This window comes from Roseomonas sp. E05 (assembly GCF_030063475.1).
Lineage (GTDB): Bacteria > Pseudomonadota > Alphaproteobacteria > Acetobacterales > Acetobacteraceae > Pseudoroseomonas.
The window spans coordinates 318,937-344,581 of record NZ_JASIRT010000003.1; the positions used below are offsets into that span (position 1 = coordinate 318,937).

General features: G+C 70.5%; 27 protein-coding genes. 16 read left to right on the top strand and 11 right to left on the bottom strand.

What is annotated here, in order from left to right; translation table 11 throughout:
- Positions 1-61: 61 nt before the first annotated feature.
- From QMO56_RS05720 to QMO56_RS05740, 5 genes are all read left to right on the top strand, one after another.
- Positions 62-1,165 (top strand): ABC transporter ATP-binding protein, encoded by a 1,104-nt coding sequence (locus QMO56_RS05720; RefSeq protein WP_283524073.1) that lies wholly within the window; start codon positions 62-64, stop codon positions 1,163-1,165.
- A gap of 76 nt (positions 1,166-1,241) precedes the next feature.
- Positions 1,242-2,291, top strand: a complete 1,050-nt coding sequence (locus QMO56_RS05725; RefSeq protein WP_408906508.1) for an ABC transporter substrate-binding protein — start codon at positions 1,242-1,244, stop codon at positions 2,289-2,291.
- Between the two features lies 1 nt (position 2,292).
- Positions 2,293-3,486 (top strand): ABC transporter permease, encoded by a 1,194-nt coding sequence (locus QMO56_RS05730; RefSeq protein WP_283524075.1) that lies wholly within the window; start codon positions 2,293-2,295, stop codon positions 3,484-3,486.
- Positions 3,483-4,271 carry an ABC transporter permease gene (locus QMO56_RS05735; RefSeq protein ID WP_283524076.1) on the top strand — a complete coding sequence of 263 codons (789 nt, stop codon included), beginning with the start codon at positions 3,483-3,485 and terminating at the stop codon, positions 4,269-4,271. Before QMO56_RS05730 ends, QMO56_RS05735 begins: the two co-directional genes overlap by 4 nt.
- Before the next feature lie 73 nt (positions 4,272-4,344).
- Entirely contained in the window at positions 4,345-5,091 is a 747-nt protein-coding gene (locus QMO56_RS05740; protein ID WP_283524077.1) for a superoxide dismutase, read from the top strand.
- A gap of 224 nt (positions 5,092-5,315) precedes the next feature.
- Here the strand turns inward: QMO56_RS05740 and QMO56_RS05745 are convergent, their stop codons facing one another.
- Together QMO56_RS05745 and QMO56_RS05750 are read right to left on the bottom strand one after the other, a co-directional pair.
- Positions 5,316-6,035, bottom strand: coding sequence for an LrgB family protein (locus QMO56_RS05745; RefSeq protein ID WP_283524078.1), 720 nt, complete (start codon positions 6,033-6,035; stop codon positions 5,316-5,318).
- The gene (locus QMO56_RS05750) at positions 6,035-6,406 is read right to left on the bottom strand and encodes a CidA/LrgA family protein (protein ID WP_283524079.1); all 372 of its coding nucleotides are present in this window, start codon (positions 6,404-6,406) and stop codon (positions 6,035-6,037) included. Before QMO56_RS05750 ends, QMO56_RS05745 begins: the two co-directional genes overlap by 1 nt.
- Positions 6,407-6,816: 410 nt before the next feature.
- Between QMO56_RS05750 and QMO56_RS05755 the strand changes: the two genes are divergently transcribed.
- The 7 genes from QMO56_RS05755 to QMO56_RS05785 all read left to right on the top strand — a co-directional run bounded on the left by QMO56_RS05755 (position 6,817) and on the right by QMO56_RS05785 (position 13,466).
- Positions 6,817-7,719, top strand: a complete 903-nt coding sequence (locus QMO56_RS05755) for a hydroxymethylglutaryl-CoA lyase (protein WP_283524080.1) — start codon at positions 6,817-6,819, stop codon at positions 7,717-7,719.
- A gap of 29 nt (positions 7,720-7,748) precedes the next feature.
- Positions 7,749-8,243 (top strand): CHAP domain-containing protein, encoded by a 495-nt coding sequence (locus QMO56_RS05760; RefSeq protein ID WP_283524081.1) that lies wholly within the window; start codon positions 7,749-7,751, stop codon positions 8,241-8,243.
- 67 nt (positions 8,244-8,310) lie between these two features.
- The gene (locus QMO56_RS05765; RefSeq protein WP_283524082.1) at positions 8,311-9,285 is read left to right on the top strand and encodes a tripartite tricarboxylate transporter substrate binding protein; all 975 of its coding nucleotides are present in this window, start codon (positions 8,311-8,313) and stop codon (positions 9,283-9,285) included.
- A 49-nt stretch (positions 9,286-9,334) separates the two neighbouring features.
- A complete protein-coding gene (locus QMO56_RS05770) occupies positions 9,335-10,267 on the top strand; it encodes an acetylhydrolase (RefSeq protein WP_283524083.1) in 933 nt (310 codons plus the stop codon).
- Positions 10,268-10,894, top strand: a complete 627-nt coding sequence (locus QMO56_RS05775; RefSeq protein ID WP_283524084.1) for a ribonuclease HII — start codon at positions 10,268-10,270, stop codon at positions 10,892-10,894.
- A gap of 82 nt (positions 10,895-10,976) precedes the next feature.
- Positions 10,977-12,065, top strand: coding sequence for a site-specific DNA-methyltransferase (locus tag QMO56_RS05780; RefSeq protein ID WP_283524085.1), 1,089 nt, complete (start codon positions 10,977-10,979; stop codon positions 12,063-12,065).
- Between the two features lie 327 nt (positions 12,066-12,392).
- Positions 12,393-13,466: a hypothetical protein gene (locus QMO56_RS05785; protein ID WP_283524086.1), complete on the top strand. Its 1,074-nt coding sequence runs from the start codon at positions 12,393-12,395 to the stop codon at positions 13,464-13,466.
- 46 nt (positions 13,467-13,512) lie between these two features.
- Here the strand turns inward: QMO56_RS05785 and QMO56_RS05790 are convergent, their stop codons facing one another.
- Entirely contained in the window at positions 13,513-13,743 is a 231-nt protein-coding gene (locus tag QMO56_RS05790) for a DUF3072 domain-containing protein (protein ID WP_283524087.1), read from the bottom strand.
- A gap of 561 nt (positions 13,744-14,304) precedes the next feature.
- Here QMO56_RS05790 and QMO56_RS05795 point away from each other — a divergent pair.
- Positions 14,305-15,249, top strand: a complete 945-nt coding sequence (locus QMO56_RS05795; RefSeq protein ID WP_283524088.1) for a hypothetical protein — start codon at positions 14,305-14,307, stop codon at positions 15,247-15,249.
- Between the two features lie 221 nt (positions 15,250-15,470).
- A complete protein-coding gene (locus QMO56_RS05800; protein WP_283524089.1) occupies positions 15,471-16,979 on the top strand; it encodes a hypothetical protein in 1,509 nt (502 codons plus the stop codon).
- Positions 16,980-17,090: 111 nt separating this feature from the next.
- Here the strand turns inward: QMO56_RS05800 and QMO56_RS05805 are convergent, their stop codons facing one another.
- Both QMO56_RS05805 and QMO56_RS05810 read right to left on the bottom strand, forming a co-directional pair.
- Positions 17,091-17,612: a biotin transporter BioY gene (locus QMO56_RS05805; RefSeq protein WP_283524090.1), complete on the bottom strand. Its 522-nt coding sequence runs from the start codon at positions 17,610-17,612 to the stop codon at positions 17,091-17,093.
- Positions 17,609-18,718, bottom strand: a complete 1,110-nt coding sequence (locus QMO56_RS05810) for an A/G-specific adenine glycosylase (protein WP_408906509.1) — start codon at positions 18,716-18,718, stop codon at positions 17,609-17,611. The genes QMO56_RS05805 and QMO56_RS05810 overlap by 4 nt, the downstream gene beginning before the upstream one ends.
- Before the next feature lie 5 nt (positions 18,719-18,723).
- Between QMO56_RS05810 and QMO56_RS05815 the strand changes: the two genes are divergently transcribed.
- Complete coding sequence (locus QMO56_RS05815; protein WP_283524092.1) at positions 18,724-19,251, top strand: DUF721 domain-containing protein; 528 nt, start codon at positions 18,724-18,726, stop codon at positions 19,249-19,251.
- A gap of 276 nt (positions 19,252-19,527) precedes the next feature.
- Here the strand turns inward: QMO56_RS05815 and QMO56_RS05820 are convergent, their stop codons facing one another.
- The 6 genes from QMO56_RS05820 to QMO56_RS05845 form a co-directional block, all read right to left on the bottom strand.
- Entirely contained in the window at positions 19,528-19,698 is a 171-nt protein-coding gene (locus QMO56_RS05820; protein WP_283524093.1) for a universal stress protein, read from the bottom strand.
- Positions 19,699-20,313: 615 nt separating this feature from the next.
- The gene (locus tag QMO56_RS05825) at positions 20,314-21,705 is read right to left on the bottom strand and encodes a ferric reductase-like transmembrane domain-containing protein (RefSeq protein ID WP_283524094.1); all 1,392 of its coding nucleotides are present in this window, start codon (positions 21,703-21,705) and stop codon (positions 20,314-20,316) included.
- Between the two features lie 1,109 nt (positions 21,706-22,814).
- A complete protein-coding gene (locus tag QMO56_RS05830; RefSeq protein WP_283524095.1) occupies positions 22,815-23,252 on the bottom strand; it encodes a DUF6691 family protein in 438 nt (145 codons plus the stop codon).
- A gap of 5 nt (positions 23,253-23,257) precedes the next feature.
- The gene (locus tag QMO56_RS05835; RefSeq protein ID WP_283524096.1) at positions 23,258-23,680 is read right to left on the bottom strand and encodes a YeeE/YedE family protein; all 423 of its coding nucleotides are present in this window, start codon (positions 23,678-23,680) and stop codon (positions 23,258-23,260) included.
- A 6-nt stretch (positions 23,681-23,686) separates the two neighbouring features.
- Entirely contained in the window at positions 23,687-24,592 is a 906-nt protein-coding gene (locus tag QMO56_RS05840; RefSeq protein WP_283524097.1) for an MBL fold metallo-hydrolase, read from the bottom strand.
- A gap of 66 nt (positions 24,593-24,658) precedes the next feature.
- A complete protein-coding gene (locus QMO56_RS05845; protein ID WP_283524098.1) occupies positions 24,659-25,012 on the bottom strand; it encodes a helix-turn-helix transcriptional regulator in 354 nt (117 codons plus the stop codon).
- A 70-nt stretch (positions 25,013-25,082) separates the two neighbouring features.
- Between QMO56_RS05845 and QMO56_RS05850 the strand changes: the two genes are divergently transcribed.
- Positions 25,083-25,532 carry a protein tyrosine phosphatase family protein gene (locus QMO56_RS05850; protein ID WP_283524099.1) on the top strand — a complete coding sequence of 150 codons (450 nt, stop codon included), beginning with the start codon at positions 25,083-25,085 and terminating at the stop codon, positions 25,530-25,532.
- Positions 25,533-25,645 lie beyond the last annotated feature (113 nt).

The following is a 25,645-nucleotide window of genomic DNA, read 5'->3' on the forward strand; positions in this document are numbered from 1 at the left end:
CGGTTGACAACCCCGCCCGGCCGCCGCGATGCACCTTGCCGGGATGCGAAGGAGTGGGGCGATGGCGGAGCCGCTGGTCCGGTTCGAAGGGGTGCGCAAGGCCTATGGGCCGGCGGCGTCAGGCTATGCCGTGCGGCAGCTCGACCTGGCGGTGGAGCGCGGCGAGCTGCTGACCCTGCTCGGCCCCTCCGGCTCGGGCAAGACCACCACGCTGATGATGCTGGCGGGCTTCGAGCTGCCCAGCGAGGGACGCATCCTGCTGGAGGGGCGGGACATCGCCCGCCTGCCGCCGCACAAGCGGGGTATCGGCGTGGTGTTCCAGTCCTATGCGCTGTTTCCGCATATGAGCGTGGCCGAGAATGTCGGCTTTCCGCTGGAGGTGCGCGGCGTGCCGAAGGCCGAACGCGCCGGGCGGGTGGCGAAGGCGCTCGCCATGGTGCGGCTGGAAGGCTTCGACGAGCGCCGCCCGGCGCAGCTCTCGGGCGGGCAGCAGCAGCGCATCGCGCTGGCCCGCGCCATGGTCTTCGAGCCGCCCATCGTGCTGCTCGACGAGCCGCTCGGCGCGCTCGACAAGGCGCTGCGCGAGGAGATGCAGTACGAGATCCGCGCGCTGCACCAGCGGCTCGGCCTGACCATGATGTACGTGACGCACGACCAGGCGGAGGCGCTGACGCTTTCCGATCGCATTGCGGTGTTCGAGGGCGGGCTGATCCGCCAGCTCGCGCCGCCGCGCGAGATCTACGAGCGGCCGGCCAACGCCTTCGTCGCCGGCTTCGTCGGCGAGAACAACCGCCTGCCGGGCAAGGTGCTGGCGGCGGAGGACGACCTGGTGCGGGTGGCGCTGGACTGCGGGCCGGAAGTGTCCGCCCGCCCGGTGGATTGCGGGCCGCCGGGCAGCCGATGCTGCGTGACGATCCGCCCCGAGCGCATCGCCGTCGCGCCGGTGGCGCCGGAGGATCTGGGCGAGGGGGCGCTGGCGGCGAGGCTGCAGGAGGCGATCTTCCAGGGTGATCACGTCCGGCTGCGGCTGTCGCTTGGCCAGGGGGAGGAGGCGCGCGGCGAGGTGCTGGTCAAGCGGCCGGTCGGCGGCGGGCAGCTCCCCGGCATCGGCGGGCCGGCGGCGCTGGCCTGGGAAGCGGCGCATGCGCTTGCCTTCGCGGTCTGAAAACCCCCTTCGCAAGCCGCGCTCCCCGGCACTACCCTCGCCGCGGGAAGCGCCGGGCAAGGCGCAGAGGGAGAGCATGATGCTGCGGAGAGGCTTTTGCGCCGCCTTGGCGCTGGGAACGGTGCTGCTGGGCGGCCAGGCGATGGCCCAGGGGCGGGACCTGACGGTGGTCTCCTGGGGCGGGGCCTACCAGGACGTGCAGCGGGACATCTTCTTCCGCCCCTTCCAGCAGGAGACCAATATCCGCCTGCTGGAGGAGACCTGGGATGGCGGCGTCGGCGTGCTGCGCGCCAAGGTGCAGTCCGGCGCCAACAACTGGGACGTGGTGCAGGTGGAGAGCGAGGAGTTGCTGCTCGGCTGCGACGAGGGGCTGTTCGAACGGATCGACTACAGCACCATCGGCGGCAAGGACCGCTTCATCCCTGCCGCGGTGAACGAATGCGGCGTCGGCACCATCCTCTATTCCTTCGTGCTGGCCTACGACAAGGACCGGCTGAAGGAGGCGCCGAAGGGCTGGGCCGATTTCTTCGACACCAGGAAGTTCCCGGGCAAGCGCGCGCTGCGGCGCGGTCCCAAGACCACGCTGGAAATCGCCCTGCTGGCGGATGGCGTGAAGCCGGGCGAGGTCTACAAGGTGCTCGGCACCAATGCCGGGGTGGACCGCGCCTTCCGCAAGCTCGACACGCTGAAGGCCGACCTCGTCTGGTGGGAGCGCGGCAGCCAGCCGGCGCAGCTGCTCGCCAGCGGCGAGGTGGCGATGACCGACGCCTATAACGGCCGCATCACCGCCGCCAACCAGAACGACAACCGCAATTTCGGCATCACCTGGACCAACAACCTCTTCACGCTGGATTCCTGGGTGGTGATGAAGGACAGCCCGAACCGGCAGAAGGGGCTGGACTTCATCCGGTTCGCCACCCAGCCGCAGCGCCAGGCGCAGCTTGCCCAGCGCATTCCCTACGGCCCGACGGCAAAGGGCGCGGCGGACGGCATTCCGCCGGCGGTGCAGGCCAACCTGCCGACCACGCCGGAGAACCACGAGGATGCCCTGCGCATCGACGACCAGTTCTGGCTGGACAACCTCGACAAGCTGAACCAGCGCTTCAACAACTGGGTCGCGAAGTAGCTTGCGGGGACGGCTCGCCGCGGCGGCGCTGGTGGCGCCGTTGCTCCTTTTCCTGCTGGCCGTCTTCGTGCTGCCGATCGGCGCCTTCCTGCTGCGCGCCGTGGGCGAGCCGGACGTGCCGCCGGTGCTGCCGCGCACCCTGGCCGCCCTCGATGGCTGGGACGGCCAGGCGGCACCCGGCGAGGCCGCCTTCGCCGCCCTGGTCGAGGACCTGCGCGAGGCACGCGCACGGGACCGCGCGGCCGGCGAGGGCGCGGTGGCCCGCGCCGCCGCCCGGCTGAACAATGACTGGCCCGGCTTCCGTTCGCTGCTGCCGATGACCGCCCGCCGCGTCGCCGCGCCCTTCGAGGGCGGCGCGCGCGAGAAGCTGCTGGACCTCGCGGAGGAATGGGGCACGCCGGCGCCCTGGGCGGCGATCCGCCGCGCCGCCGGGCCGGTCTCGGACTTCCAGCTGCTCGCCGTGCTCGACCTGAAGCGCGATGCCGCCGGCAGTATCGGCACAGCGCCGCCGGAGCAGGCGATCTTCCGCGGCATTCTCTGGCGCACGCTCTGGATCGGCGTGCTGGCGACGCTGATCTGCCTCGCCATCGGCTATCCATTGGCCTGGCTGATCGCCACCGCGCCGCCACGCGCGGTGCCCTGGCTGCTGGCGGGGGTGCTGCTGCCCTTCTGGACCAGCCTGATCGTCCGCACCGCCGCCTGGACGGTGCTGCTGCAGCGCGAGGGCGTGGTCAACGCCGCCCTGCAGGCGCTGCAGCTCACCACGGACCCGCTGCCGCTGCTGTTCAACCGCGGCGCCGTGCTGCTGGGCATGGTGCACATCCTGCTGCCCTTCATGGTGCTGCCCATCTATGCCAGCCTGCGCGCGCTGGACTGGCGCCTGCCGCGCGCGGCGCTCTCGCTCGGCGCCTCGCCCTGGCGGACCTTCTGGCGCATCTCGCTGCCGCTCTCCCTGCCGGGGGTGGGGGCGGGGAGCCTGCTGGTCTTCATCCAGGCGCTGGGCTTCTACGTCACGCCGGCGCTGCTCGGCGGCGCCAACGACCAGATGATCCCCTATTTCGTCGCCTTCTACGCCACCCGCACGGTGAACTGGGGCATGGCGGCGGCGCTCTCGCTGCTGCTGCTGGCGGCCGTCGCCGTGGTGGTCGGCGTCTATGCCCGGCTGGTCGGCTTCTCGCGGATGCGCACGGCATGAGGCCCGCGCGCATCCTGCTCTGGGCCTTCGGCCTGCTGGCACTGCTCTTCCTGGTGGCGCCGGTGCTGGCGGTGCTGCCGCTCTCCTTCTCGGCGGGGGCCTTCCTCTCCTATCCGCTGCCCGGGCTGTCGCTGCGCTGGTATGCCGATTTCTGGACCTCCAACTTCTGGCTGCCGGCGCTGTGGAACTCGCTGCGCATCGGCGCGGGGGCGGCGCTGCTGGCCGGCACGTTCGGCACGCTGGCCGCCTTCGGCCTCTGGCGCGCCCGCTTCCCCGGCCGGACCCTGGTGCTGGCGGTGGCGATGGCGCCGATGGTGGTGCCGGCCATCGTCGTCGCCGTGGCGCTGCTGCTGGCCTTCGGGCCGCTCGGGCTGAGCAACAGCTTCACCGGGCTGGTGCTGGCCCATGCCACGCTGGGCATGCCCTTCGTGGTGGTCACGGTGCTGGCGGCGCTGGAGCAGTTCGATCCGGTGCAGCTCCGCGCGGCGGCGGCCTGCGGCGCCTCGCCCGTGCGGGCGTTCCGGCGCGTCTGCCTGCCGCAGATCCTGCCCGGCGTGGCGGCGGGGGCGCTCTTCGCCTTCGCCACCAGTCTGGACGAGGTGACGATCACGCTTTTCCTCGCCGGCCCGGCACAGCGCACCCTGCCCCGGCAGATGTTCTCCGGGCTGAACGACCAGCTCAGCCTCACCATCATGGCGGCGGCGATGGTGATGGTGCTGCTCTCGGTGCTGCTGCTGCTGGCGGTGACGCTCTTGCGCCGGCGCGGCAACACCTCATCTCGATGAAATCCTGAGTTGCTCCGCATCCGGCGGGAGGCTGCCGTGTTGGAGCGCAAGGCACATCCGGGAGCTCTTCGCCATGACCACGCCCATGCTCGCCCGCCGCGGGATGCTGGCCGCCGGCGCGTCCCTCTTCGCCGCCGGCCTGCTCACCGCGCCGCGCCGCGTCTTTGCGCAGGCCGCCAGCAACACGCCCAACGGCCCCTTCGTCCTGCCGAAGCTGCCCTACGGCTTCGACGCGCTGGAGCCGCATATCGACGCGAAGACGATGGAGCTGCACCACGACAAGCACCATGCCGCCTATGTCAACAACCTCAACAACGCGGTGAAGGACCACAGCCAGCTGGCCCAGATGAAGCTGGAGGACCTGCTGGCCAATCTGGGGCAGGCGCCAGAGGCCGTGCGCACCGCCATCCGCAACAACGGCGGCGGCCACGCCAACCACGCCATGTTCTGGCAGGTGATGGGCGGAAAGGGCGGCAACCCCTCTGGCGAGCTGGCCCAGGCCATCGAGCGCGACCTCGGCGGCTTCGAGGCCTTCAAGGGCAACTTCAACAAGGCCGGTGCCGGCGTCTTCGGCTCCGGCTTCGTCTTCGTCACGGTGGACCGCGACGGCAAGCTGGCGCTGACCACCCGCCCCAACCAGGACACGCCGCTGATGGACGGCCAGCGCGTGCTCTTCGGCAACGACGTGTGGGAGCACGCCTATTACCTGAAGTACAACAACCGCCGCGCCGAGTATCTCGATGCCTGGTGGAACGTGGTCAGCTGGGACAATATCGGCAAGCGCTACGCCGCCGCGAAGGACGGCTCGCTGGGCGTCTGAAGCCGGGTCTGCCCGGGAACAGGCGCGAAGGAAGCCTGGGGGAGCAGCTGTCCGAGGCAGTGCCTCGGACCTTCCAAACCCCCTCCTTTTTCTGCCAGTTTCCGGCTTCACGCTCGCGCCGGGGCTGCGGCAGTCCCGGCGCGAGCGTGAAGCCGGCGCCGTAAACGGATGAAAGAAAGAATTGGGGGTCCGGGGGAGAATTCATTCTCCCCCGGCTGCCTTTGTCAGCCCGCGAAGAAGCGCCAGACCAGCGGCAGCAGCAGCGCCGTGGCCAGCGCGTTCAACCCCATGCCGAGGCCGCTGAAGGCGCCGGCCGTGGTGTTCACCGAGATTGCCCGCGCCGTGCCGAGGCCATGCGCGGCGGTGCCCATCGCCAGGCCGCGGGCGCGCCAGTCGCGGATGCGCGCGGCGTTCAGCACCAGCGGGCCGAGCGTCGCGCCCACCACGCCGGAGGCCAGCACCACCGTCGCGGTGAGGCCGGGCAGGCCGCCGATCTGCTCGGCGATGCCCATGGCGACCGGGGTGGTGACGGAGCGCGGCGCCAGGCTCGCCACCACGGCGGGGGAGGCGCCGAAGGCCCAGCCCAGCGCCACGCCCACCCCCGCCGCCACCGCGCCGCCCGAGACCACCGCCAGCAGTGCCGCCGGGGCGGAGGCGCGGACATGGCCCCATTGGCGGTAGAGCGGCACCGCCAGCGCCACCGTGGCCGGGCCGAGCAGGAAATGGACGAACTGCGCGCCCTCGAAATAGGCGCGGTACTCGACCCCGCTGACGAGCAGCAGCGCCACCAGGATGGCCACCGCGAAGACCACCGGATTGGCCGCCGGATGCCAGCGGCACAGGGCAGCGAGCTTCAGCCCCGCCATCCAGGCGAGCAGGGTGGCGGTCAGCGCCGCCAGCGGGTCGCGGGCGAGATAGACCCAGATCTGCGCGAGATCGATCATCAGCCGAAGCGCCGCATCAGCGCCTGCGCCACCCGCCCGGTGAAGGCGATGCAGAGCAGCGTGCCCGCCACGATGGCGAGCGAGAGTGGCGCCCAACTGCGCGCCAGTTGCGGCCCATAGACCACGACGCCGACCCCGGCAGGCACGAAGAGCAGGCCGAGATTGCCGAGCAGCGTGTCGGCCACCTGCCCGAGGCCGGGTGCACCGGGATCGGGGCGGGGGGCGCCGGGCCAGAACTGGTCGCGCAGCAGCAGGCCGGCGAACAGCAGCGCCATGCCGATCACCGGGCCGGGCACCGGAAGGTGCAGGGCGCGCGCCAGCACCTCGCCGACGAACTGGCAGCAGAGCAGGGTGGCAAGGCCTTGGATCATGGCTGTGCCTCCGCGGCAGGGCGCGGCGGGACGGCAGGGGAATGGTCGAGAAGCATGGGGAGTCCGGCCGGTCGGGGAATGGGAGCCGATTGTCCCCCCGTCAGGCACGGCCGATCCACCCCTGTCCGCGCAGGGCTGATGAGAAAAAAGGGCAGGTTCCCAGGGGAACCTGCCCAAGTGAGGACCGCACCGGGAGGACAGTGGTGCGGGGGGCGCCGGCAGAGAGGGCCGGCACCGGATCGGGAGAGACAGGGCTTCGGGAATGGAGCCCACAGTCATTCTGGCGCGCGAATGTTGACAGTGCGTTTCCCGCCGGCCGGCGAGGCATGAAAAACCTCGCGACGCGCGCCCGCCCCTTGCGGCCGGGCGCAACCTCGCCAAGGCTGCGGCGCGATGTGGAGTGAGGCGGAATGAGCAAGGCGGTTGTCATCAGCGAGGTCGCGCCGCGCGACGGGTTGCAGTCCATCGGCCCCTTCGTGCCGACGGAAACGAAGGTGGCCATGGTGCGGGCGCTCTATGAGGCCGGCGTGCGGCGCATGGAGGTGGGCAGCTTCGTCAGTCCGCGCCACGTGCCGCAGATGGCCGACACGGCGGAGGTGCTGAAGGCGGCCAAGCAACTCCCCGGCCTGGAATGCACCGTGCTGGTGCCGAACCGGAAGGGCTTCGACCTGGCGATGGAAGCCGGCGCCGACCGGCTTGGCTTCTTCATGTCGGTGACCGAGGCGCACAACCGCGCCAATCTCAACCGCAGCCGCGCCGACAGCCTGGCGGAGCTTTCCGCGCTGGTGCGGGAGGGCGCGGCGGCCGGGGTGGCGATGCGGTTCAATCTCTCCTGCGCCTTCCACTGCCCCTTCGAGGGCGTGGTGCCGGTGGATGAGGCGGTGGACATGGTGGAACGGGTCTTCTCGCTCGACCCCGCGATGGAGATCGGCATCGCCGACACCACGGGCAATGCGGCGCCGGACCAGGTGGCGGCGGTGTTCCGCCACGCGCTGGCCTCCTGGGGCAATCCCTTCGCCTTCCACGGCCACGACACCTACGGGATGGGGCTTGCCAACGCGTTGGCCGCCTATGAGGTGGGCTGCCGCATATTTGACGCGGCGGCGGGGGGGCTGGGCGGCTGTCCCTTCGCCCCCGGTGCCACCGGCAACACCGCCACCGAGGATCTGGCCTGGATGTTCCGCCGCATGGGGGTCGCCACCGGGCTGGACTGGGAGAAGCTGCTGGCGGCGGCCGATCTCTGCGCCGCGGTGCCCGGCGGGCAGCCCGGCGGGCGGGTGCGCGGCGTGCCGGGCGCGCGCGCGGCGGCCTGAACGCGCCGGCAGGGGGGATGGGGAACACGATGCGGCGCTGGCTGCTTCTGCTGTCCTTGCTGCTGCCCGCCGCCTGCGGCGGCACGCCACGCGGTCCGGTGCTGGGCGCGGCGGCGCTGCGCGAGCCGGTGAGCTGCGTACCTTATGCCCGCGCCCGCTCCGGCGTGGACCTGCGCGGCGACGCCTGGGAGTGGTGGGACGCCGCTGCCGGCCTCTACGAGCGGGGCCACACCCCGCGGCCGGGCAGCGTGCTGGTCCTCGCCCGCTCCGGCCGGTTGCGGGAGGGGCATCTCTCGGTAGTGACGCGGGTGCTCTCCGCCCGCGAGATCCGCGTGGACCACGCCAACTGGGCCAATGGCAGCGCCAAGGGCCGCATCGCCAGGGACCAGCCGGTGGTGGACGTCTCGCCGGACAACGACTGGTCGCTGGTCCGGGTCTGGTACCCGCCGGTCGGCGACTATGGCCGCACCGCCTACCTGGTGGCGGGCTTCGTGCATGGCAGGCCGGTGCTCGCGGGGCGTTGAACGGGCTGGACGGGGCCGCCGCGCCATGCTGCAAGCGGGGCAAAGGCCAGGAAGAGGACCCGCCATCATGCTGCCCCGCCGCTCGCTGCTCGCCCTCGGACCTGCTTTGCTCGCCGCGCCGCATGTCGCGCGCGCCCAGGCGGCCTGGCCGGAACGGCCGGTGCGCTTCATCGTGCCCTTTCCCGGCGGCTCCACGCCCGACCTGACCGGCCGCTTCGTTGCATCGCATTTCAGCGACGTCTTCGGCCAGCCCTTCGTGGTGGAGAACCGCGCTGGCGCGGGCGGCAATATCGGCACCGACGTGGTGGCCAAGGCGACCGACGGCCATACCATCGGCCTTTCCATCAACGGCCCGCTGGCCACCGCCCCGGCGCTCTATCCGAGCCTGCCCTATGACCCGACCAGGGACCTGAAGATCGTCTCGCTGCTGGTGCGCGGCGGGCAGGTGCTGGCGGTGAACCCGAAGCTGCCGGTGAAGGACTTCGCCAGCTTCGTCGCCTATGCCAAGGCGCACCCGACCGAGCTGACCTTCGGCTCGGTGGGCGCCGGCTCGGGCGGGCACCTGGCGATGGAGGACATCAAGGCGCGCACCGGCATCAAGCTGGAGCACGTGCCCTACAAGGGCTTCGGCCAGGCGACGCTGGACCTGGTGGCCGGGCGCATCAGCGCGACGGTGGCCACCGCCGCCGCCGTGCTGCCGCAGATCCAGGAAGGCTCGCTGCGCGCCCTGGCCGTCACCTCCGAGAAGCGCATGCCGCAGCTTCCGGAAGTGCCGACCCTGGCCGAGGCGGGATTGCCGGACGCCACCTCCTACGGCTGGCAGGCGCTGATCGTGCCCACCGGCACGCCCGAGGAGCGGGTGGACCGCTTCGCCCGCGAGGCGCGCGTGGCGCTGGCCACGCCGAAGGCGGAGCAGGCGATGACAGCCTCCGCCTTCGAGGTGGTGACCGGCACGCCGGAGGAGGCGGCCGCCTTCGTGCAGGCCGAGAGCCAGCGCTGGGGCGAGGTGATCCGCCGCCTCGGCCTCAAGCTGGAAGGCTGAGGCCGGGGCGCCTCTCGCAACGCAGCAGGGCGGCGCCCATCTTCCGGGGATGATACCCCGCCGCACGACGCTCGCCCTGCCCTTCCTGCTCGCTGCCGGCACCGCCCGCGCGCAGGAGGCCGAACGGCAGGACTGGACCGACCCTGCCCGCGACCGCACCCTGCCGGTGTTGCTGCGCTGGCCCGAGGAGGGCAGGGGGCCGGTGCCGCTGGTGCTGGTCTCGCACGGGCTGGGCGGCTCGCGCGAGGGGCTGGCCTATCTCGGCGAGGCGCTGGCGACGGCCGGCTTCGCCGCGCTCCACCTCCAGCATCCCGGCACCGATGACAGCCTCTGGCGCGGCGCGGCCGACCGGCGCCTCTCCTTCGCCGCAGCCATCAGCGATGCGCGGCGGGCGCTCGACCGCTTGCAGGACGCCATCTTCGTGCTGGACGAGGTGCAGCGCCGCCCGGAGCTGGCCGGACGGGTCGATCCGGCGCGGCTGGGCATCGCCGGACATTCCTACGGCGCCTGGCTGGTGCAGCACATGCTGGGCGAGCGCATTCCGGGTGGCGACCGTGGCCTGACGCTGCCGGACCCGCGGCTTTCGGCGGGCATCGCCCTCTCCCCGGTGCCCTCCGCCGGCCTGCCGCCGGCGCTCGCCTTCGCCCGCGTGAAGGCGCCGATGCTGCACGTGACGGGTACGCTGGACGACACCTGGGTGGATGGCACCCGCGCGGCAGAGCGGCGCATCCCCTTCGATGCCATCGCCGCGCCCGGCGCGCTGGCAGTGCTGGAGGGCGCCACCCATGCCAGCTTCGCCGGCGAGGCGGGGGCTGGCGCGCGCTGGGAGGAGGCGACCTACCATCCGCGCGTGGCCGGCCTTGCCGTCACCTTCCTGCGCGGCCTATGGCGGGACGACGCGGCGGCGCGGCAGTTCCTTCGCGAGGGCGCGCCGGAGCTGCTGGCGCCGGGCGACGTGCTGGAAACCAAGGGCCTGGGATGAATGCCGGACTATTCGCTGGAGCGCGAAGCAGGCGGGCGCGTCGCCGGCGTGGACGAGGTCGGGCGCGGGCCGCTGGCCGGGCCTGTGGTCGCGGCGGCGGTGGTGTTCCGCACCGCGCCGCCCGATGATCTCGCGCGGCTGCTGGACGACAGCAAGAAGCTCGACGCGGCGCGGCGCGAGACGGCCTGCGTGGCGCTGCAATCCGCAGCCCGCGCCGACCTGCTGGATTTCGCCCTCGGCGCCGCCAGCGCCGCCGAGATCGGCCGCATCAACATCCTCCGCGCCACGCATCTGGCGATGCGGCGCGCCGTCCTGCGCCTGCCGGTGCTGCCCGACCTCGCGCTGGTGGACGGCAATGCCGCGCCGGGCCTGCCCTGCGCCGTGCGCTGCGTGGTGAAGGGCGATGCGACGAGCCTTTCCATCGCCGCCGCCTCGATCATCGCCAAGGTGACGCGCGACCGCGCCATGGCGCGGCTCGATCGCCGCTGGCCCGGCTACGGCTTCGCGCGCCATGCCGGCTACCCCACGCCGCAACACCGCGCGGCGCTGCTGCAACTGGGCGCCTCGCCGCATCACCGCCGCGGCTTCGCGCCGGTGGACCAGCTCGCCCTTCTCCGAACTTCCTGAAAAAACTGCGACTCGGCTTCCTTGACGACGCGACTCGACCCAACGCATTGTCTCGCTTCGAGTCGCTGGGGGTTTCGCAGGCGTGGGTACGGGCTTGGATCTGCCGCTGGATTGCATCCTTGAAGGGGATTGCATCGAGGCCCTGCGCCGGCTGCCGCCGGCCTCGGTGCATGCCATCTTCGCCGATCCGCCCTACAACCTGCAGCTCCGGGGCGAGCTGCGGCGGCCGGACGAGAGCGTGGTGGACGGCGTGGACGACGCCTGGGACCGCTTCTCCGACCTCGCCACCTATGACGCCTTCACCCGCGCCTGGCTGACCGAGGCGCGGCGCGTGCTGCGCAAGGACGGCACGATCTGGGTGATCGGCAGCTACCACAACGTCTTCCGCCTCGGCGTCGCGCTGCAGGACCTCGATTTCTGGATCCTGAACGACGTCATCTGGCGCAAGGCCAACCCGATGCCGAACTTCCGCGGCCGGCGCTTCACCAACGCGCATGAGACGCTGATCTGGGCGGCGCGCGGGCAGGAGAGCCGCTACAAGTTCAACTACACCGCCATGAAGTCGCTGAACGACGACGTGCAGATGCGCAGCGACTGGTTCATCCCGCTCTGCACCGGCGGCGAGCGGCTGCGCGACGCCGAGGGCAAGAAGGTGCATCCGACGCAGAAGCCCGAGGCGCTGCTGCACCGGGTGATCCTCGCCTGCACCGCGCCAGGGGAGGTGGTGCTCGACCCGTTCCTGGGTTCCGGCACCACGGCGGCGGTCGCGAAGCGGTTGGGGCGGCGCTACATCGGCATCGAACGCGATCCCGACTATGCCGCCGCGGCACGCGCGCGCATCGACGCGGTGGAGGCGCTTTCCGAGAGCGCCGCGCTGGTCATGCCGACCAAGCGCGAGCAGCCGCGCATCCCCTTCGGTGCGCTGGTGGAGCGCGGCCTCGTGCCGCCCGGCGCCAGGCTGGTGGACCGGCACCGCCGCTTCGTCGCCGATGTCGGCGCGGACGGTTCGCTGCGCTGCGGACAGGCGCAGGGCTCGATCCATCAGGTCGGCGCGGCGGTGCAGGAGGCGCCCTCCTGCAACGGCTGGCTGTTCTGGCATGTCGAGCGGCGCGACGGCTCGCTGCGCCTGCTCGACGAGCTGCGCGCCGAACTCGCGCGCAACATGGGCTGAAGCCGCTCCTCTTCCTCTCCACCGATTCGCGATGCGCCGGCCGGCGACAAGCCCGGCAGCCTCGGCGCGCGGGGATTCCGCCAGAAGGATTGTGGCTGCAGGGATGCTGGCTCGGCATGGTTGTGGTCGTTCGAGTAACCCAACTGTGAGAGGATGGACTGTCCTCAACAATCCGAGAGCGTGCACCAAAGGATGGAGGCGTACTGTCTCCGGGCATCAGCGAAGCGGGCTGCGCGCCTAGCATGTGCGGTAGCAGGGTCCATCAGCGAGGACCTGCCCGTGGCACGCGGCGACCCGCCGGGCCGCGGCTGATCCTGGGAGAGTGCCGTGAGTTACCAGCGAGAGTTCACCGACACCGCGGACCTGCAGCCGTGGTCGTCGCAGACCGTCTTCTACAACGACAGCGGACAGATCGAAGGGCGCTATCTGCTGCTTGATGCCGGCGGGCATGTCGAGGTCCAGTACGATGCGGCGGACCTCTCCGCGACGAGCAAGGTCACGCGCGACTTCGACACGGAGGGAACGCTGTGGCGGGAAACCACCAACTGGGATGACGGCCACCGCTCCGTCGTGCTGCACGATGCGTCGGGCAGCGAGACGTGGAGCCGCGTCGCGGCCGACTACACGGCTTCCGGCGACCTCCTGAACCGCGTCGTGCAGTTCGATGACGGGCATTCCCTCACCACGGCCTATGACCGCGGCGACCAGTTTGACTGGACGATGCAGCGCACGACGCAGGGCACGCCGGACCGGCTCTACACCGTGGAGTACTCCTTCGACGACGGACACCGCACCGTGCTGCAATACGACAGCGGTGGTCGCGACTGGACCTCGCAGGAGCGGAGCTACAACCCTGCGGGCGAACTGATCTCGGCCTCCACCCAGTACGACGACCTGCGCTCGCTCTACGCCTGGTACGATGCCGGGGACCTGCACACCTGGTCACGGACAACGCAGACCGGCAGCTACCGTAACGACGAGATCAGCACGCGTGCGGTGGATTTCGACGATGGCGGTCATCTGGTGACGCGTATCGACCCGAATGGCTGGTCTGGCCAGCAGGCATCCTGGGCCGCGCAGGCGCGGGTGACGGACCTGCACAATGATCTCGCCTATTCCGTGCAGTTCAACGACGACCTGAGCCTGGTCGAGCGGCTCGGCGATGCCGGATGGCAGGTGGAGACCACGGCACAGGGCGCGGTGCAGCACCGCAGCCTCGATCTCGGCAACGGCGTTCTCCTCGCGCTCGACTATGACACGGCGCAGGCGCAGGACTGGATGCTGTTGCTGACGCTGAGCGATGCGGGCGGGGGCGATGCCTTCTACGCCGCGGCCTTCGGCGACGACGGGGTGCTGCACCAGACGATGCTGCCCGAGCAGGCCTCCGACTGGATGGTGTGACGCACCGACGCCCTGACCCGCTCCGCCTCGCCCGCCACGGGCGGGGCTAGTGGTCGCGGCCGCGGCCGGTCTTCTCCTGCAGTTCGTCGATACGGCGGGAGGCATCCGCCTTGCTCAGCGTCTCGTCGAACGGCTCGCCGGCTTCCTCGCAGAGCGTTTTCAGGTAGCTCGCCTGCGCGCCGGTCATGCTCTCCTCACCCGTGGCCCAGTCAGCCGGGTCCTTCACGGTGTTGTTTGGCACGGTGTTGTCGGGTGGGTTGCTGGTCTTCCGGTCCATGTCGGGGCTCTCTTCCGGTGAGGGGCGCTGGCGGGCCATTTCCTGTTCATGGCCTGTTCCAGAAGAACCGCTCGCCCAGACGGAGGTTGCAGCGCTTCGCTCCCGCCACCTGGGCTGGAATATCCGTTGAAGTTGTGTTGATCAGCGCGCGCCAAATGCACACTGCCGCGCGAGGCCTTCCGAGCGGCGGCGTGACAGTACGGCAGGCTCCTGAAATTTAAGCCGCTTTTCAGACCGGGCGGCTCTGGGCGGGGAGGGTGCACCAGGAGCGCGAAGGGTAAGGCGCCTCCTTCTCGCATAGATTTCAACGAAGGGTGTTTTTACAGACACCCTTCTTCGCTTCATCTTCATCCCGTAATCCTTGGCTTGACTGTTTCTCGCCGGTTCTCCGGCTGAGGGGCATCGTGCCGGGGAGAGCGTCACCAAGCCTGCGCTGCCCAGAAGAAATCAGGAGAGACAGCGATGACCACCCAGCGCGTGATTACCGACTCTGCGAATACCGCCGCGTGGTCGGCTCAGACCCTCACCTATGACGACGAGGGTCGGCTGATCCAAAGGGATATGACCCTCGACGACAACGGTTCGGTGCATGTCGTCTACGACGCCGCGGACACCGAGAACTGGGCCCGCATCGTCTTCAACTACGATGCTGACGGCCGCCTCCAGTCCGAGATCGCCAACTTCGACGACGGCGCCCATAACAACACTTTCTACGACGCGGCGGGCACCGAGACCTGGCAGTCCCAGGTCGTCGCCTATGGCGCTGACGGCCTGCGCTACCGCCTCGACGTCATGTTCGATGACGGCGGCAAGAGCGTCACCACCTACGATGTCGGCGGCACGGAGAACTGGAGCAAGCAGAGCTTCACCTACGATGCCGACGGCCATGTGACCTTCCAGGCCACAAATTTCGACGACGACAGCCGCACCACCGTGCAGTACGACGTGGCAGGGCTGGAGAACTGGCAGCAGGTGACGTTGAACTACGATGCCGCGGGCCAGCTGTCCCATCAGCTGATCGAATACGACAACGGCACCGGCACCGAGATCTTCCGCGACGCCGGCAACACGGCGGAGTGGTCGAAGTACACCATCACCCATGGGGCTGAGGGCGAGGTCACCCAGCGTGCCCTGGCCTTCGACGTGGGCGGTCAGATGGTGATGCAGTATGACGTCGCGGGAACCGAATCCTGGACGGCGAATGCGCGGATCTACATGCCGGACGGCACGCTGGGTTACGCCGCCACCGTCAACGACGACCACAGCCTGCAGGAGAATCTCGGCAGCGCCGACTGGCAGGAGGTCTACGACGTGAGCGGCGCCGTGGCGCATCGCTCGGCCGAGCTCGGCAACGGGACCACGCTGATCGTGGATTACGACCTCGCCGATGCGCATGACTGGTCCGTCTATGCGGTGCTGTACGACGCCCATGGCGACGCGCTCTACTCCGCCGGCATCTACGACAACGGGACACTCGCCGAGACGGTCGTGACGCCGCTGGCCTGAGGGCGGTTCCGCGGCCCCCAGGGGGCGTCAGGCTGGGCCGGGGAGGTGTGGAACAAGGCCTCCCCGGTCGGCAGGCCATTTACAGCGTCTAAAGCTCTCTTTACATTTCGGTGAGGTTGCCGCCGGAGCGTCAAGACTGCCTGGCCCGCCGCAAGATGCGCTCACATCGCAGGTAGAGACTGCGGCACCCGATCGGACCGCCATCATCGGGAGAGCACGGCATGGCAGCGCAGCGGGTCATCACGGATGTCGCCGACATCGCCTCGTGGGCCTTTCAGACACTGTTCTACGATTCGCTCGGCCGGCTCGTGCGGCGCGAACTGGTGCTCGACGAAGGGGGGGCGGTGTCGTCCGACTATGACCCCGCCAACGCATTCTCCTGGGCCAGCCGGACGCAGACCTGTGATGCCGCGGGGCAACTCCTGGCCGAGCAGGTCCGCTACGATGACGGCAGCATCGCCTCCGTCCGCTACGACTATGATGTTGCGGGACAGCTCGCCTCCGTGATCGCGAAGGAAGCCGGGGGCGGCCACAGCGTCACGCGCTATGACCTGGCGGACGCGGCGATCTGGCACAGCTTCACCATCCACTACGATGCCGCGGGCCTGCGGGACGAAACCCGCGAGGAACGTGACGACGGGAGCACGATCACCGTCGCCTACGATCCCGCGGATGCCGCGCCCTGGGCACGTCTGGCCACCACGCGGAACGCAGCCGGGCAGATCGAGCTGCAGGAGACGCGTTATGATGACGGCAGCCGCGAGGTCGTCCGCCGCGGCTACGATGCCGAGGGGCATCTGATCACCGAATCCGTCAGCCTCGCCGACGGCAGCCGGAGTTCCAGCCGCTACGACTATGACGCGCAGGGCCAGCTGCGCGTGGAGGCGGAGAACCACGCGGATGGCAGCCGCAGGCTCACCTACCATGACGCCGCCGGCACGGAGATCTGGTCGGAGATCGCCATCACCTATGACGCGGCGCGGGTCCGCACGCGCCTCGACAAGGCGCTCGACCAGGGGGGGCATGCCACGGTCGTGTACGACGCCGATGGATCGGTCCCTTGGTCCAGCATCAGCCAGATCTGGGACGCCGCCGGACGCCTGACCACCGAAGCGGTGAACCTGGATGAGGGTGGCCGCCGCGTGACGCGGTATGACGCGGCTGACGCAGCCTCGTGGCACATCCTGGCGCGGGATTACGACGCCGCCGGTCGCCTGCTGCACGAGCAGACGCTGCGGGACGACGGCACCGGGACCGACCGCTTCCTGGATGCTTCCGGAGCGGCGCCCTGGTCCGCCTGCATCGTCAGCCGGGACGCGCAGGGGCTCGCGCCGGAGGGCCTGGTGGAACTCGATGCCGGCTTCCGGGTGGTGCTGCGGCACGACGTGGCGGAGGCCGAGCCCTGGCGCCTGCAGGCACAGTTCCTGCTGGCGGATGGCGATCTCGCCTGCGCGCTGACCCTGCGCGACAACGCCTCTCTGGAGGAGCTGTTCGGCGAGGTGCCCTGGCGGCAGAGCATCAGCCGGGATGGCAAGGTGGTGCTGCGCACCGCCGAATTGGGCGAGGGCGCGACGTTGGTGCTCAGCCACGACGCGGCGAATGCGAAGGAATGGATCGTCATGGCCGATCTGCAGGACGCGGAGGGAAACCTGCTGTTCCACGTCGCGCTCAATCACGACGGAAGCCTGGCCCTCGATCCAGGGCTGCCGGGGGCCGACTGGCTGGCCTGATGCCCGCGGCCTCCCGAAGCTTCCGCCGGGAGAACCCGGCGAAACCCGAAGGTCCTGCCCTGGGCCTCCCCTTCCTCCGGCGAGGCGCGGGGTCGGGGAGGCTGCCTTCGCTCAGGCGCGGCGCAGGGCGCGCAGGGTGGCCAGGGCCAGGGCGGTCTTCACCACCGTGCCGGGGATGAACAGCACGAAGCCGACCATCCCCGCCTTCTCCAGGCCGGTGAACTGCGCCAGCCACAGCACGCCGGGCACGAACAGCAGCAGATGCGCCGCCGTCAGCACCAGCGCCTGCCGCGCCAGCGTGCCACGCGCCAGGCCGGCCAGCGCGGCGGCGGCGATGAAGCCCAGCAGGAAGCCGGCGGTGGGGCCCATCAGCACGGCCGGGCCGGCGCTGCCGCCGGCGAAGACCGGCAGGCCCAGCGCGCCCTCCAGCAGATAGGCCAGCACGGCGGCGGCGCCGACCCGGCTGCCGCCGAGCGCGCCGAGCAGCAGCACGACCAGCGTCTGCATGGTGGCGGGCACGGGCCACATCGGCAGGGTGATCTGCGCCGAGGCCGCCAGGGCGGCGGAGCCGAGCAGGGCGAAGCCGGCCAACTGCAGGCCGGTGCGGGCGCGGGTTGCGGTCAGGTGCATCATGCGGGGCGTCCCGTCTGTGTTCGTTTGCGCGGCCCGGAACCGGGCGCGCGGAGAGCAGGGCTTGCCACGGCGATGGTCGCCTCGGCAAGCGTCAGCAGCCGCCGCATGGCGCCGGGCAGAGCCTGCGCGGCAGCCTCGGGCAGCCACCACTCGCCTTCGGTGCGCAGGCCGGGCGGGGCCATCGTCGCCAGAAGGGTCATGCGCAGCTCGAAATGGGTGAAGCCGTGCTTTGCCTCGCCAGGCAACGGGCGCCAGCTGAGCCCCGTGGCGGGCGCGAAGGCGAGCGCCTCCTCCGCAGTCCAGCCCTCCTCCCGCCAGGGCGTGCCGGGCAGGCCGAGCATGCCGCCCAACAGGCCGCTGGGCGGGCGGCGGCGCAGCAGGAGACGCCCCTCGGGATCGTGCAGCAGGAAATGGACGCCGTACTTCACCGGCCGTGCGGCCCTGGGGGCCTTGCGCGGCAGGCTGGCGGCGAGTCCCGCCTTGCGGCCCGCGCAATCCGCCTGCCAGGGGCAGAGGGCGCAGGCCGGGCTGCGCGGCGTGCAGATCGTGGCGCCGAGGTCGAAGAGCGCCTGAACGAAGTCGGCCGGCCGTTCATGCGCCGCCGGCTGCTCCATCCAGCCCTGGGCCAGGGCGGCGAGGCGGGGGCGGGCGCCGGGCAGCGGCTCCTCCACCGCGCGCACGCGGCTGGTCACGCGCTCCACATTGCCGTCCAGCGGCACCACGGGGCGGTCGAAGGCGATGGCGGCCACGGCGGCGGCGGTATAGGCGCCGATGCCGGGCAGGGCGCGCAGCCCCTCCACCGTATCGGGGAAGCCGCCTTGCACGGCCACGGCCTGGGCGCAGGCATGCAGGTTGCGGGCGCGGGCGTAGTAGCCGAGCCCGGCCCATTCCTCCGCCACCGCCTCCCAGGGGGCGGCGGCCAGCGCCTCCACGGTCGGGAAGCGGTCGAGGAAGCGGCGCCAGCGCGGCGTCACCGCGGCGACGGTGGTCTGCTGCAGCATGACTTCGGAGAGCCATATGCGGTAGGGGTCGCGCGTCGTCTCCCGCCAGGGGAGGGAACGGCGATGGCGGTCATACCAGACGAGCAGGTCGGAGGCGGAGGGCAGCACGGATGCAGGAAGAGGACGAACCGCCGCGCGGATCAACCCCCCGGGCGGAGAAACCGGAGAAAGAGGCGGCGCGCCCCGCCCCGGCTTGGCGGGCGGATTTCGGCCCGCGCCCGCTGGCGGCGCTGCTGCCGCGCCTGACGCGGCCGGTCTTCAAGCGCCGCAGCCCGGCCGCCGCCCATCTGATGACCGACTGGCCGGAGATCGTCGGGCCGGCCCTGGCGGCGCAGAGCGTGCCGCTACGGCTGACCGGCGGCACGCTGACCCTGCGTTGCACCGGCCCGATGGCGATGGAACTGCAGCACATGGCGCCCCAGCTCGCCGCCCGGATCAACACCGCGATGGGTCAGCGCCTGGTGGAGCGGCTGCGCTTCGTGCAGGGCAGCATGCCCGCCCCGGCGCCAAAGGCGCGGCGCCCGGCGCCGGTGAAGCTGCCCGCCTCGGTGGACCGCGCGCTGGAGGAGATCGAGGACCCGGAACTGCGCGCCGCGCTGGCGCGGCTGGGGCAGGGGGTCTATCGCCGCGGTGGCTGAGCGCCCGCTGCAATGGCCGCAGGCCGGTGTGGCGGGCCTTTTCCGGGCCGAAGGCAACAGGCTCGAAAGATCCCGTGCCAGTCCTTCGCCGCCCTGCGATGGGAGTGCAACCAGGACCATCCTCATCAGGTCCTTATAGCGTCCAGCGTCCAGCGACGACGCCGCGCCACCACGCTGACCACCTCGCCCAAACGACCGTCCAGCACCGCCCTTACTCCTAGGCTTACAGGCGGCAACAGACTTCCGCGCCACCCAGCAGCCGGGCAGGTCAGCCGATCAGCGCAGCGCGCCGCAAGGCAGCCGAGGGAGGACGCTTACGAGGGTCGCGCGGTTCTGCACGTTGAGCAGGATGATGGCCGCATCCGCCCGGTCCTGTGAAAGGGAGATGGCGAGCCTCACCGCGTGGTGCGAAGGCATTGAACCGTCGATAGGAACCAGGATCCGCATGTGCCACTCCGCGCAGCATCCAGGCAGGATTCCTTGCTACAGGTCCGAGGCTCCGTTCCTGACAAAGGTCAGCTTCTTGGACTGTAGGACGCAGATCAGAATTGCCATCACGGCATCGCGAAGTCTCCGAATGCAGATGCAGGCAGGCACCCGCCGTGGCCACAGGGCGTCCTCGCGCGTGGCGACAGGTGACGGTAGGCTTGGTCCTGCCGCGGAGGATTTTCGGTTGCCTCTCGGGCAAGGAGTCCGTCCATGGAAGTGGGCGGCTGCCCCGCGGCAGGTCTACGGTCTGGCGAGCGTGCTTGCAGAAGTGGAGGAGGGGCCTCGTGAACCGTCACACGCGAAGAGGCAGTATATCCATGGCTGCCTTCATGGCGCTTCCCGCTGCCCTGCTCGGCGCGGTCGCCGCTCAGGGACAGGAGAGGGCCCCCCCTGCCGGTCAGGCGGCTTTCGCTCGCGTCTGCGCTGGCTGTCACAGCGATCCCCGCAGCATTGGCGGCCGGGCGGAAGGGCTCGGTGATCCGGCTCGGCGCGCAACGCTCGACCGTTTCCTGGCTCGCCACCATACTCGCGATCCGGCGGAGCGCGCCGCCATCCTGGCTTGGCTGACGGAGGTCAACCGGTAGCGGCACCGCCCGCCAACCCGCGCAGCGCAAAGGCGAGAGCGCCGCAGGCGACACCGGTCAGCACGAGCAGGAACGCACGGCGCATGGACCGGCCATGGCGATCATGGGGCGCGCCATAGTCAAAGCGCTCATAGCGGATATTGGCATCGGGCAGCCCTTGCCGCTCAAGCTCGCCCGCAACCGCTTCCATCATTGCTGCCGGTCCGCAGAGCAAGGCGAGGGTGCGGCCTGGCTCCAGGCCGCGGAGCAGCGTGGCCAGAGGCCCGGCGAAGGCTGGGGATGCCGCCCCCGCAGGCGGTGGTGCCTGCACCAGATGCTCGGCCCGCAGGTCCAGCCGTGCGGCGAGCCCGGCAGTCTCCTCATGGAACACCTGCTCGGCCGTGCTGCGGGTGGCGACGAGAACCCGCACCGGGCGCGGCTCCCCCTTTGCCGCGAGCGAGCGGAGAATGCCGATGATCGGCGCGATGCCCACCCCGCCCGCGACCAGCAGGATCGCATCGGCAGTCCGCCCCTGCACGGTCAGGGCGCCGTGCGGGCCGTCCAGTGCCGCTGGCGTGCCCGGCGCAAGGGCGCCGACATTGCCGGTCATGTCCCCGGCTTCCCGGATCACCAGCCGCAGGTCTGGCCACTCCGCGGGCGCGGAGGCGATGGAGAAGGGGTTGTCGTTCAAGGGATGCCGCCCACCGAACACGACCCAGGCGAACTGCCCGGCCTCGAAGTGGAAGGGCTGGCCATGCCGCTGGCGGAGGATCACCTCCCACAGCTTGGGCGCCAGGGGGCGTACAGCCTCCACCCGCCAGCCTTGATGGCGCGCCCGAATGGCCCGCAGGACCCACACTTCGGTAAGCGAAGCCAGCGCCAGCATCGCCAGCGCCGCACCTACCGACATGGTCACGGGGTGCGACAGCAGATAGGAGCCATGGCGCAATGCGTGATCCGCCAGGAGCAGCACGGCGAGGGCTGCCAGCAGCCCATGTCCCGCGCGCCAGATCTGGTAGGGCAGCGCCAGCCGCTGGCGCCCCCATGCCAGGCTGAGCAGCGCCAGCAGCGTGAGAAGGGCAAGAGTGCCGGTCAGCAGGCTCGGTGCCGCAAGCAAGTGCCACAGGCGTGCGAGGGCGCTGCCAGGATTCTCTGCTCCGGCGGCCGCGAACGCCAGGGGGTGAAGCAGGGCCGCCAAGAGAACCGCGGCAGCGGCGAAGCGATGGAACCCTATCGTCACGTCAAGGCCGACACGCCCGGCGATGCTCTCGAACCGGCCTGAGCTCAGAAACTGCAACAGCAGCATGGCCCCGGCGGTCAGTCCCGTCGCACTGCCGAGTTCGATCCAGAACTCGTCGAGCGCTTCCGGACCGAAGGCGGCTGCTGCGGCGAGGGGGGCCAAGGCCGCAGCGCAGTAGAGCAGCCCCAGGAGTGGGCCAGGCAGTCCCTGTCTCACCCGACGGCCCTACGGTAGTCGCAGTTCCCAGTGGGTTCGGCTCGTTGGGACGCCCTCACTTCTATGTTCACGCATTCGGCCCGGCGCTTTCAAGGATACCGGCTGTACGCGCCTGCGGCCATTTGGCGCTCACCAGGGCCGGGAAAAGGATCGGCCGCTTAGAGGCGGCCGATCGCGGCAAGATACTAACGCCCGCTGCCACTGCCACCCCCGCTGTTGCCACTGCCACTGCCACCGGCGCCACCTCCGCCATTGCTGCCGGGACCGCCGCTAGCGCCACCGTCAGCGCCCCGCCCACCGGGACCTGCCTGTCCTCCCCCTGGCCCTGCCTGTGTCCGATCCCGGGTGCGGTCCCGGTCCAAGGCGCGTAGCTGCTCCCGTAACCGGTCGCAGTCGGTTCCACTGCAATCCCGCAGCCGCTGCTGCAGCTGGTCCCGCTGGCGATCCCGGTCCAGTGTCCGATCCCGGTCCAGTGTCCGATCCTGCGATCTCTGCTGGGCCAAGGCGGCCGTGCCCACCGCGAGCCCCCCCATATGTGGGGCAAAGGACAGCATGAATGTGGCGGCAGCAACGAACAGGGTAGAAGCCCGCATGATTGGCTCTCCCATTGCGGTTTTTTCCTTCGCCTTGGCAAAGTGCCGCCGCCGTCAGGTCAGCGCACTGATCCATGTCAGGCTCCAGCTCACGAGCCGAGTGTGCATGCTGCATGCGTGGGCGGGGGAACGCCTCACAAGCCCCACATGGATCCTGTAAGAAATGTCTCCGGCACCACCGGAGCGAAGACGACGGTACAGGCCGACAGCGCGTTCCGGCCGCCCCGGCGCTCTACGTGAGATGAACCCACTGCGCAGAACCCGCTCGAGTTGAGAAATCCCTGGGGAGGGCACCGATCAGGCGGGATCGGTGGATGCGCCTCGGCCGTGGCCGGTCGGCGGCGCGGCATGTTTGAGGCGCGCATCGCAACTGCCCAGGGGCCCGGGCGCCGAGATTCCTTGCTGCCCGCCGCGGGCAGGCGCTCCAAACGGTGGTCGCCGCCAGGCCGGAGGCGCTTCCCCTCAGGCCGCCTTGGTGCGGACCGCCAGGCGCCGGTCGGCCAGCGTGAAGGCCCCCATGCCGACCAGCATCGCCGCCAGGAACACGAGCGCGGGCGCACCGGCCAGGAGGGAGGCGGCCAGCACGGGGCCCGGGCAGAAGCCGGCCAGACCCCATCCGGTGCCGAAGATCAGCGAGCCGACGACGAGGCGGCTGTCCACCGCGGTCTTGGTCGGGCCGGAGAAGGATGCGGCGCAGAGCGGCGCCCGCCGTCGCCTGGCGAGGGCGAAGCCCAGGGCGGCGACCGGGATGGCGGCCCCCATGACGAAGGCCAGGCTCGGGTCCCAGTTCCCGGCGATGTCGAGGAAGGCGAGTACCTTCTGCGGATTGATCATCTGCGAGACGACCAGCCCCAGGCCGAAGATCAGGCCCGAGGCGAGCGAGACGAGAATGCGGCCCATGGCGGTCAGGCTCCGACGACGTGGCGGGCGATGAAGACGGTCACGGCGGCGGCGAGCATGAACAGGCCGGTGGCCGTGATGGAGCGGCGCGACAGCCGGGCGATGCCCGCGACGCCGTGTCCGCTGGTGCAGCCGCTGCCCAACCGGCTGCCGAAGCCGACGAGCAGCCCGGCCACGACCAGGGTGGGATAGGTGGACCGGATGGAGATCTCCGGCGCGCCCCAGAGGAGCGTGTAGCCCAGGGGAGCGCCGATGAGCCCGGCCAGGAAGGCGACCCGCCAGGCGACCTCGCCCGCCTGCGGCCTGATGAGGCCGCCGAGCGCGCCGCTGATCCCGGCGATGCGGCCGTTGCCCAGCCAGAGGACGAGGACGGACAGGCCGATGAGCGCGCCGCCCAGGGCGGCCGAGACGGGGGTGAAGTTTTCCATGGCAGCTCAGCCCTTCGCTGCGCGGACGGCCGTGCAGCCGGTCTCGCGGAACTGGTTCAGCGGGATCTTGAGGTAGGAGACGCCGTTCGCCTCCGGCTCGGGCAGGCGCCCGCCCCGGATGTTGACCTGGAGCGCATCGAGCAGCAGGGCGGGGAAGGGGAGCGTGCGGTCACGCGCCTCGCGCGCCTGGACGAAGGCCTCCTCGGTCACGCCGTCCCGCAGATGGGTGTTGCGCGCGCGCTGCTCGGCGACGGTGGACTCCCATTTCGGCTCCCGCCCGCCCGGCTGGTAGTCGTGGCCGGTGAAGACGCGCGTCTCCGGCGGAAGCGCGAGAATGCGCTGGATGCTGCGGTAGAGCACGCGGGCATCGCCGCCGGGGAAGTCGGCCCGCGCGGTGCCGCCGTCCGGCATGAACAGCGTGTCGTGCACGAAGGCGGCGTCGCCGACGACGTAGGTGATGGAGGCCGCCGTATGGCCGGGCGAGAAGAGAACCTCCGCCTCCAACTCGCCGACGCGGAAGCGCTCGCCGTCCTTGAACAGGCGGTCCCATTGCGAGCCGTCGGCCGGGAAGTCCGGGAGGTTGTAGATCTCCTTCCAGATGTTCTGGACCCGGATGACCTGCTCGCCGATGGCGATCGGCGCGCCGAACACCTCCTTGAGGTAGGGCGCAGCGGAGAAGTGGTCCGCATGCGGATGGGTGTCGAGGAGCCACTCCACCGTCAGTCCCTGCTCCCGCACGAACCCCACCATCCGGTCGGCGAAGGTGGTGTGGGTGCCGCGGCAGGCGCGGTCGAAGTCGAGCACCGGGTCGATGATAGCGCAACGCTTCGTCGCCGCGTCGGCCGCGACGTAGGCGATGCTGTTGGTGTCCTCGTGGTAGAAGCCGGTCACCACCGGGCGATTGCTGGACATCTCTGTTTCCTTTGCGGCCGTGCCGCGTTGTTGGGGAGGAGATTGCAGATCCCGGTCGCTGGCTCCTCAGTCGGCAGCAGGGGTCGTGGTGCCAATTCGGGGAGCATCCCCGGCTGCAGGAACGGGCGCCTTGTCCTTGGCGCAGAACAGTTCGTAGAGGAGACCGATCGCCCTCTCCGCGGGCTCGCTGCCCAGGCTGTAGAAGACCGTCCGCGAGACACGGCGGACCTTCACCAGACCGTCCTCGCGCAGCCGGGTCAGGTGCTGCGACAGGTGGGGCTGCCGCATCTCCAGGAGCCGTTCGAGTTCCCCGACCGACTTCTCGCCCTCGACCAGGGAGCAGAGGATCAGCAGCCGGTGCCCGTTGCCGATGGACTTCAGGAAGCGTTCCGCTTCCGCCGCCCGGCTGCGCATCTCCATTATATTCATGATTCATAATATATGGAACATGAATATATCTTCAAGGCTCAACAACAGAAGGAAGGCGCCCATGGCGCAGAGGATCAGGATCAGCGAAGAGCTGACGGTGGACACCGGACAGCCGACCCGGGAAGAGCTTGAGCGGCTTCGCCAGGAGGGGTTCAGGGCGGTGGTCAACCTGCGGACGGCCGGGGAGCAGAACCAACCCCTGTCGCCCGAGGCTGAAGGCGAGGTCGCCCGCGCGGCGGGCCTGGACTACGCCCACATCCCGGTCGCTCCCACGGGCCCGCAATCCGAGCAGGTGGAGGCCTTCCGGGAGACGCTGCCCGCGCTGCCGGGGCCGGTGCTCGTCCACTGCGCCTCCGGCAAGCGCTCCGGCGTCTTCGCAGTCCTGCACGCCGCCAGGGAGCAAGGGTTGTCGGGGGAGGACGCGCTCGCCAAGGCGCGGGCGCTGGGCTTCGACTGGCAGAGCCCCGAACTCGAGAGCTTCGTGCGGCGCCACCTGGACCGCCGCGGCTAGGTGTGTAGTCCCGGGGAGTAGTGGTGCATCTTTGACCCGCGAGGGGGAGGATGTCCTATGGCAGGCGGTCTTCACGGTTCAGCCCGAACGACGCCGCGTGTTCGAGCCGAGCT